Below are 8,079 nucleotides of genomic sequence, written 5' to 3'. Positions count from 1 at the left end.
ACCATTAGAGAAATTTGCTCAGCTTGTTGATTATCATATGGCTTTTGAAACTGTCGCACCTCATGTTTGAATTCGCCCCATATTTTTGCTACAGTGAACCAAATTAAGATCATCTATTTACTAGGCCTCGCATTTGCGGGGTTTTTAATGCTGAATAAAAGGAAAACTTGATGGAATTGCCCAATATTATGCACCCGGTCGCGAAGCTGAGCACCGCATTAGCCGCTGCATTGATGCTGAGCGGGTGCATGCCCGGTGAAATCCGCCCGACGATTGGCCAGCAAATGGAAACTGGCGACCAACGGTTTGGCGATCTGGTTTTCCGCCAGCTCGCACCGAATGTCTGGCAGCACACTTCCTATCTCGACATGCCGGGTTTCGGGGCAGTCGCTTCCAACGGTTTGATCGTCAGGGATGGCGGCCGCGTGCTGGTGGTCGATACCGCCTGGACCGATGACCAGACCGCCCAGATCCTCAACTGGATCAAGCAGGAGATCAACCTGCCGGTCGCGCTGGCGGTGGTGACTCACGCGCATCAGGACAAGATGGGCGGTATGGACGCGCTGCATGCGGCGGGGATTGCGACTTATGCCAATGCGTTGTCGAACCAGCTTGCCCCGCAAGAGGGGATGGTTGCGGCGCAACACAGCCTGACTTTCGCCGCCAATGGCTGGGTCGAACCAGCAACCGCGCCCAACTTTGGCCCGCTCAAGGTATTTTACCCCGGCCCCGGCCACACCAGTGACAATATCACCGTTGGGATCGACGGCACCGACATCGCTTTTGGTGGCTGCCTGATCAAGGACAGCAAGGCCAAGTCGCTCGGCAATCTCGGTGATGCCGACACTGAGCACTACGCCGCGTCAGCGCGCGCGTTTGGTGCGGCGTTCCCCAAGGCCAGCATGATCGTGATGAGCCATTCCGCCCCCGATAGCCGCGCCGCAATCACTCATACGGCCCGCATGGCCGACAAGCTGCGCTGAGCCATGGCTGACCACGTCACCCCCAATCTGCCATCGCGCGATTTCGATGTGACAGAGGCGTTTTATGCGAAGCTGGGCTTTGCGACGAGTTGGAAGGATCGCGGCTGGATGATCCTGCAGCGCGGCGGTTTGCAGCTCGAATTCTTCCCCTATCCTGACCTCGACCCAGCTACGAGCTCGTTCGGCTGTTGCCTGCGGTTGGATGATCTCGATGCCATGGTGGCATTGGTGAACGCGGCGGGAGCCGAGGAAAAAAGCACCGGCTGGCCGCGCTTCAAAGCTCCGCAACTGGAGGCGAGCGGCCTGAGGATCGGCTACCTGATCGATCCCGACTGCACGCTGGTGCGGCTGATCCAGAACCCCGACTGACCGCATGCCCGCGAAAATCAAGATTTGCGGGATCAGCACACCCGAGGCGCTCGATGCGACCATCGCGGCGCGGGCGGACTATGCCGGGTTGGTGTTCTATCCAGCGTCGCCCCGTGCGGTTACGTCGAATGTCGCGGGCGCTTTGACATCGCGCGCAGCTGGCCAGATCGCCATGGTCGGTTTGTTCGTCGATGCGGATGATGCTGTCATCGCCGACGCACTGGTGGCAGCCAAGCTGAACGCGCTGCAGCTGCACGGTTCGGAATCGCCCGAACGCGTGGCCCAGTTGCGCGCGCGGTTTGGCAAGCCGGTGTGGAAGGCGCTGCCCGTCGCCAGCGCCAGCGATGTCGCACGCGCCGCAGCCTATGCCGGGGCGGCGGACTTGATCTTGTTCGACGCCAAGACCCCCAAAGGCGCGCTGCCCGGCGGCATGGGGTTGGCGTTCGACTGGTCGCTGCTGGCCGGATATCGCGGTGCCTTGCCGTGGGGGCTGGCAGGCGGGCTAAATCCGACGAATGTTGCCGAGGCGATTGCGCGCACCGGAGCGCCGCTGGTCGATACCTCCAGCGGCGTCGAAAGCGCGCCGGGCGTCAAGGATACCGACAAGATTACCAATTTCGCCTTTGCGGTGCGCTTGGCCTAAATCGCGTCGATCAATAGGCGTCGTTCAGCGCAAAGATCGGCTTGCGGGTGCGCCACTGCCCTCGGGTGAAGTCGGGAAAATCTAACGTGCGATTGCCCTCAGCAATCGATTGTTCCGACAGAGGCGTGATCGCGCTCCAGGCCAGCGCGTCGTAAATGTCGATTGGCATCGGGGCCTTGGCCTTCAGCGCCTCGACAAAAGCGTGGATCACGAACCAGTCCATCCCGCCATGCCCGGCCCCTGCCGCCAGATCGGCGTAGCGTTTCCATAGCGGGTGATCGTATTTCGCAAACCAGCCCTCGGCAGGCTCCCAGCGGTGCGGCTGTGGGCTCTTGCCCTCCAGATAGATCGACTTGTTGACGTCCATCCACAGCCCCTCGGTGCCTTGCACCCGAAAGCCGAGAGAATAGGGGCGCGGCAGCGAGGTGTCGTGGCACAGCATGATCGTTTCACCATTAGTGCAGCCGATCATGGTGTTGACCACATCACCCAGTGCGAATTTCACCTCGGCGTTGGGATGATCGGCAGAGCCGTTCTTGACGACATAATCATGCAGCCCGCGCGCCTTACAGCCGAAGCCGCCAGCGCCCGCTCCGCCCGGCAACGCGACCTTCAGGGTGCGGGTCTGCGGCGGGTAGCACACGCCGGCATCGGCGCAGCCCTGGTACTTCACGGTCAGGGTGGTCGCGCTCGCGCCGGCCGCGGGCGTGCCGGTGAGGGTGCCGAGCAATTCCTTGCGGTAGGTTTCGACGTCGCCGAAGAATTCGTCGCGGTAGGCCTTGCCCTTCGGCAGCGCCATGGTCGCGCCGGTGAAGGCGGCATCGGCCTTGACCGAGGTGCGGTGCCGGTACAGGTAATAGCCGTCGGCGATCCGCCAGCGCACCTCGATGCGGTCCGGCGCGGTGGCCTGCGCGGACAGGACGAAGACCTCGTCGACCGGCGGCAGTTCGAAGTCCTGGGCGACGGCCGAGGTCGCGGGCAGCGCAAGCAGCAGGGCGAGCCCGGCCAGCCAGCGGCGCAGGCGGATCGTGGATGCGGTCATTGGCTCAGTTTACCGGTCGGCTCTCGGCGGCCAGCCATTGCAGGTATTCGGGCAGGCCGGACGCGGCTTCGACCGCGAGCAGCTCCGGGAGTTCGTAGGGATGCAGTTGGCGCAGGCGTTCCTGCAGGGCGGGGTAGGCCTCGGCACTGGTCTTGACCAGCAGCAGGACCTCGGCCGCGGCCTCGACCTTGCGTTGCCAGCGATAGACCGAACGCAGGCCGGGCAGGAGGTTGACGCAGGCGGCCAGGCGCTCGGCCACCAGCGCGGTGGCGATGCGCTCGGCGCTGTCGGCGTCGGGACAGGTGCAGAAGCAGATCAGGGCGCTCACCGGCATAGGGTAGCGGCTGCCCCGATCCGGCGGGCCTGGCGGACATCCGCGTGCGGCCCTTGAAAGTCGGCGGGCCCGCCCCATCTCGGTGGCATGCCGGGTTCGCCCGGTTCTGTTGTCCGCGGTTTGGCACTCGCTTCGCGCGACTGCTAAAATCGCCGGGTTTTTCCACGTCAATCAACCATTTACCGAGGTTGCCATGTCCAATATCAAGCCGCTGCACGACCGCGTGGTCATCAAGCGCATGGAAGAAGAGAAGCTGTCCGCCGGCGGGATCGTGATCCCGGATTCGGCCACCGAGAAGCCGATCAAGGGCGAAGTCGTCGCCGTCGGCACCGGCAAGGTGCTGGACAACGGCCAGGTCCGCGCGCCGCAGGTCAAGGTCGGCGACAAGGTGCTGTTCGGCAAGTACAGCGGCACCGAAGTGAAGCTGGACGGCGTCGAGCTGCTGGTGGTGAAGGAAGACGACCTGTTCGCGATCCTCGGCTGATCGCGCGTCGCTCCCACACATTTCTCATCCGAATAATTTTTCGAGGTAATTCGCAATGGCTGCCAAGGACATTCGTTTCGGCGAAGACGCGCGCTCCAAGATGGTGCGCGGCGTCAACGTGCTCGCCAACGCCGTGAAGGCGACCCTCGGCCCGAAGGGCCGCAACGTCGTGCTGCAGAAGAGCTACGGCGCGCCGACCATCACCAAGGACGGCGTCTCCGTCGCCAAGGAAATCGAACTGGCTGACGCGTTCGAGAACATGGGCGCGCAGATGGTGAAGGAAGTCGCTTCCAAGACCTCCGACAACGCCGGCGACGGCACCACCACCGCCACCGTGCTGGCGCAGGCGTTCATCCGCGAGGGCATGAAGGCGGTCGCCGCCGGCATGAACCCGATGGACCTGAAGCGCGGCATCGACCAGGCGGTGAAGGCCGCGGTCGGCGAACTGAAGTCGCTGTCCAAGCCGTCGTCGACCAGCAAGGAAATCGCCCAGGTCGGCGCGATCTCCGCGAACTCGGATGCCAACATCGGCGACCTGATCGCGCAGGCGATGGACAAGGTCGGCAAGGAAGGCGTGATCACGGTCGAGGAAGGCAGCGGCCTGGACAACGAACTCGACGTGGTCGAGGGCATGCAGTTCGACCGCGGCTACCTGAGCCCGTACTTCGTCAACAACCAGCAGTCGATGTCGGCCGACCTGGATGATCCCTTCATCCTGCTGTACGACAAGAAGATCTCCAACGTGCGCGACCTGCTGCCCGTCCTCGAGGGCGTGGCCAAGGCCGGCAAGCCGCTGCTGATCGTGGCGGAGGAAGTCGAAGGCGAAGCGCTGGCGACCCTGGTGGTCAACACCATCCGCGGCATCGTCAAGGTCTGCGCGGTGAAGGCCCCGGGCTTCGGCGACCGTCGCAAGGCGATGCTGGAAGACATGGCGATCCTGACCGGCGGCGTGGTGATTTCCGAGGAAGTCGGCCTGTCGCTGGAGAAGGCCACCATCAAGGACCTCGGCCGCGCCAAGAAGATCCAGGTGTCGAAGGAAAACACCACCATCATCGATGGCGCCGGCGAAGGCGCGGGCATCGAGGCGCGCATCAAGCAGATCAAGGCGCAGATCGAGGAGACCTCCTCCGACTACGACCGCGAGAAGCTGCAGGAGCGCGTGGCCAAGCTGGCCGGCGGCGTTGCGGTGATCAAGGTCGGTGCCGCCACCGAAGTCGAGATGAAGGAAAAGAAGGCGCGCGTCGAAGACGCCCTGCACGCGACCCGTGCGGCCGTCGAGGAAGGCATCGTCCCGGGCGGCGGCGTCGCCCTGATCCGTGCCAAGGCGGCGATCGCCGGCATCAAGGGCGTGAACGAAGACCAGAACCACGGCATCCAGATCGCCCTGCGCGCGATGGAAGCCCCGCTGCGCGAGATCGTGACCAATGCCGGCGATGAGCCGTCGGTCATCCTCAACCGCGTGGTCGAAGGTTCGGGTGCGTTCGGCTACAACGCCGCCAACGGCGAGTTCGGCGACATGATCGAGTTCGGCATCCTGGACCCGACCAAGGTCACCCGCACCGCGCTGCAGAACGCCGCGTCGATCGCGGGCCTGATGATCACCACCGAAGCGATGGTGGCCGAGGCCCCGAAGAAGGACGAGCCGGCGATGCCGGCCGGCGGCGGCATGGGCGGCATGGGCGGCATGGATTTCTAAGCCCCGCGATCCATCAAGCAAGACCACAAAGCCCGGCCTCGTGCCGGGCTTTGTGCGTTCTGGCGTCCGAGGCGGGAGACTTCCTACCCGCCCCGCGGCAATGTCTGACGCGAAGATCAGAAAACGCCGATATGAACGCGTGCTCGCGGGCGCAACCCTGAGCAGCCGTCCCTGCAACGGAGCGCTGCGTGCCGCGCCTGACCGCACCCCGGCGGCAGGCCGAGGTGTGCGCGCCACTGCCGGCCGCCCACGCCGCTGCGCGTTACGCGCGCCACCTGCCCGAGCGCACGCTGCTGTACGCGCTAGTGCAGGCGCACTACCCGGACTTCATCGCGCGTCTTGAGGCCGAAGACCGCCCGCTGCCCGAGTATGTGCGCGAGGAGTTCGAGACCTACCTGCGCTGCGGCGTGCTCGAGCACGGCTTCCTGCGCGTGGTCTGCGAGCACTGTCGTGCCGAGAGGCTGGTGGCGTATTCCTGCAAGAAGCGCGGGCTGTGCCCGAGCTGCGGCGCACGGCGCATGGCCGAGTCGGCGCGGCATCTGGTGGACGAGGTGTTCGGCCCGCGGCCGGTGCGGCAATGGGTGCTGAGTTTCCCGTACCCGTTGCGCTTCCTGTTCGCCAGCAAGCCTGAGGCGATCGGCCCGGTGCTGGGCATCGTGCATCGTGTGATCGCCGGTTGGCTTGCCGATCAGGCCGGCGTGCCGCGGGATACGGCGCAATGCGGCGTGGTGACCCTGATCCAGCGCTTCGGCAGCGCGCTGAATCTCAACATCCACTTCCACATGCTGTGGCTCGACGGCGTGTACGAGGACACCACCGAGCGTCCGCAGCGCAAGCCGCGCCTGCACCGCACCCGTGCGCCCACATCGGCGCAACTGACGGAACTGGCCAACACCATCGCGCATCGCGTGTGCCGGCACCTGTCGCGCCGCGGCTGGCTCGAAGGCGAAGACGAATCCGTGTTCCTGTCCGACAGCGCGGGTAGCGACGACGGCATGGATGGGCTGCGGATGAGTTCGATGACCTACCGCATCGCCACCGGTCGCGACGCTGGCCGCAAGGTCGTCACGCTGCAAACGCTGCCTGGCGACGCCGGTCCGCTGGAGGGCGACGCCGGCAAGGTCGGCGGCTTCTCGCTGCATGCCGGCGTGGCCGCGGAAGCACACGAAAGCCACAAGCTCGAAAAGCTGTGCCGCTACATCACGCGCCCGGCGATCAGCGAGCAGCGGCTATCGATCTCGCCACAGGGCAGGGTGCGTTACCAGCTCAAGACGCCGTGGCGCAATGGCACCACGCATGTCGAATGGGATGCGGTGGACTTCATCGCCAAGCTGGCGGCACTGGTCCCGCCGCCACGCGCGCATCTCACCCGCTTCCACGGCGTATTCGCCCCGAATGCAAACCTGCGCGCGCAGCTGACGCCCTCGGGGCGCGGCAGGCGGCCTGCGGGCGATGCGGCGCCAGTGGACGTCAGCGCCCACGACGAGCCGCGCAGCCCCGAGCAGAAGCGCCGTGCGATGAGCTGGGCGCAACGGCTCAAGCGGGTCTTTTCCATCGACATCACCACCTGCGCCCACTGCGGCGGCGCGGTGCGGATCGTCGCCAGCATCGAAGACCCCAAGGCCATTCGCGCCATCCTCGCCCACTTCGAGAAACACGGCGCGCTGGAGCAAGCGCACTACCGGCCCGCAGCGCGCGCCCCGCCGCCCGCCGCGTGATGAGGCGCCGGCCACACAGCCGGCAGCCAAGCCAGAGTCCGATCCGATGCGGCCACGACCCCGCAGGGCTGCGCTCGGCCCTGTGCCGGGATTCGGTGAGAAATGGCTACGCACTGAGCCGCTGCGTGGCCCCGCGATGTCGAAAACCCACGCATGAACCCCCGATCTGTGCCCGATCTGTGCCCAAAGCGGCGCTTGCGCGGCCGCTTCCTACCCGCCAGACTCGCCAAAAAGGGCGGTTGAACTTCCTATACCCATATCCCACTTTAGGTTTGGCAGCACCTTTTCAATCAGGTGGTTGTTTACACCAATCCAGCTATTGGCCAATTGAATATTGGTTTCGTCTACTTTTTTTGATTTTTTAAACAGCTTGGTAAAACCGAGTGCCAAAACAGGGGGACCATGTAAAAACGTGCTTCCTGTAATGACTGAACCAACTGTGAGTCCTTTACTGACTTTTTGCAATAAGGATGCTTTTTTATGAGCAGTAGACATAAATCTAACCTTGAGTGTAGAGATTTAAAAAAATGTTCCAACTATAAACAACGGAAATTGAAATACAATTGTATATTTGAAGATGTTGACATTTTTTATGGATTTACCCATTTTCTGCAATTTTAATCCACTTTATCATAAGTGAAGCATTGGTATTTGGTGTATAAAGTTCTTAAAAACTTTTATTGAAACATATATCTCATGTTTTTAGAAATCCGATAAATTGAAAACAATGGAGGGCAGAGTAAAACTTGAAGTGCGACATAAACCACCTAATTAATTTAAAGGGTTTATGGAGTATATAAAATTGTCATA

General features: G+C 63.0%; 8 protein-coding genes and 1 pseudogene. 6 read left to right on the top strand and 3 right to left on the bottom strand.

All coding sequences use genetic code 11. The features are described from left to right. The first annotated feature begins 170 nt into the window (after positions 1 to 170). Genes CDG56_RS16170 through CDG56_RS16160 form a run of 3 tightly spaced genes read left to right on the top strand, consistent with a single transcriptional unit; the run spans position 171 to position 1,995 of the window. Positions 171 to 983 carry a subclass B1 metallo-beta-lactamase NDM-1 gene (locus CDG56_RS16170; RefSeq protein WP_004201164.1) on the top strand — a complete coding sequence of 271 codons (813 nt, stop codon included), beginning with the start codon at positions 171 to 173 and terminating at the stop codon, positions 981 to 983. A gap of 3 nt (positions 984 to 986) precedes the next feature. Next, positions 987 to 1,352 carry a bleomycin binding protein Ble-MBL gene (ble, locus tag CDG56_RS16165; protein ID WP_004201167.1) on the top strand — a complete coding sequence of 122 codons (366 nt, stop codon included), beginning with the start codon at positions 987 to 989 and terminating at the stop codon, positions 1,350 to 1,352. A gap of 4 nt (positions 1,353 to 1,356) precedes the next feature. Continuing rightward, positions 1,357 to 1,995 (top strand): phosphoribosylanthranilate isomerase, encoded by a 639-nt coding sequence (locus tag CDG56_RS16160; RefSeq protein ID WP_004201168.1) that lies wholly within the window; start codon positions 1,357 to 1,359, stop codon positions 1,993 to 1,995. 10 nt (positions 1,996 to 2,005) lie between these two features. On the opposite strand, the gene CDG56_RS17505 is transcribed toward CDG56_RS16160, so the two are convergent. Both CDG56_RS17505 and cutA read right to left on the bottom strand, forming a co-directional pair. Next, complete coding sequence (locus CDG56_RS17505) at positions 2,006 to 3,037, bottom strand: protein-disulfide reductase DsbD domain-containing protein (RefSeq protein ID WP_087548418.1); 1,032 nt, start codon at positions 3,035 to 3,037, stop codon at positions 2,006 to 2,008. 4 nt (positions 3,038 to 3,041) lie between these two features. Next, positions 3,042 to 3,371 carry a divalent-cation tolerance protein CutA gene (cutA, locus tag CDG56_RS16150; protein ID WP_004201171.1) on the bottom strand — a complete coding sequence of 110 codons (330 nt, stop codon included), beginning with the start codon at positions 3,369 to 3,371 and terminating at the stop codon, positions 3,042 to 3,044. A gap of 193 nt (positions 3,372 to 3,564) precedes the next feature. Between cutA and groES the strand changes: the two genes are divergently transcribed. From groES to CDG56_RS16135, 3 genes are all read left to right on the top strand, one after another. Continuing rightward, positions 3,565 to 3,855: a co-chaperone GroES gene (gene groES, locus CDG56_RS16145; protein ID WP_004201172.1), complete on the top strand. Its 291-nt coding sequence runs from the start codon at positions 3,565 to 3,567 to the stop codon at positions 3,853 to 3,855. Positions 3,856 to 3,910: 55 nt separating this feature from the next. After that, positions 3,911 to 5,551 (top strand): chaperonin GroEL, encoded by a 1,641-nt coding sequence (gene groL / locus CDG56_RS16140; RefSeq protein WP_004201176.1) that lies wholly within the window; start codon positions 3,911 to 3,913, stop codon positions 5,549 to 5,551. A 224-nt stretch (positions 5,552 to 5,775) separates the two neighbouring features. Beyond that, the gene (locus CDG56_RS16135; protein WP_043907034.1) at positions 5,776 to 7,269 is read left to right on the top strand and encodes an IS91 family transposase; all 1,494 of its coding nucleotides are present in this window, start codon (positions 5,776 to 5,778) and stop codon (positions 7,267 to 7,269) included. Between the two features lie 249 nt (positions 7,270 to 7,518). Here CDG56_RS16135 and CDG56_RS16125 read toward each other — a convergent pair. After that, positions 7,519 to 7,764, bottom strand: a pseudogene (locus CDG56_RS16125) (hypothetical protein); the annotation flags it as partial. Positions 7,765 to 8,079: the final 315 nt, after the last annotated feature.

This window comes from Acinetobacter sp. WCHA39 (assembly GCF_002165385.1).
Classification (GTDB): domain Bacteria; phylum Pseudomonadota; class Gammaproteobacteria; order Pseudomonadales; family Moraxellaceae; genus Acinetobacter.
The sequence above is the reverse complement of the archived record's forward strand: the minus strand, read 5'-3'. Positions and strand labels throughout refer to the sequence as shown.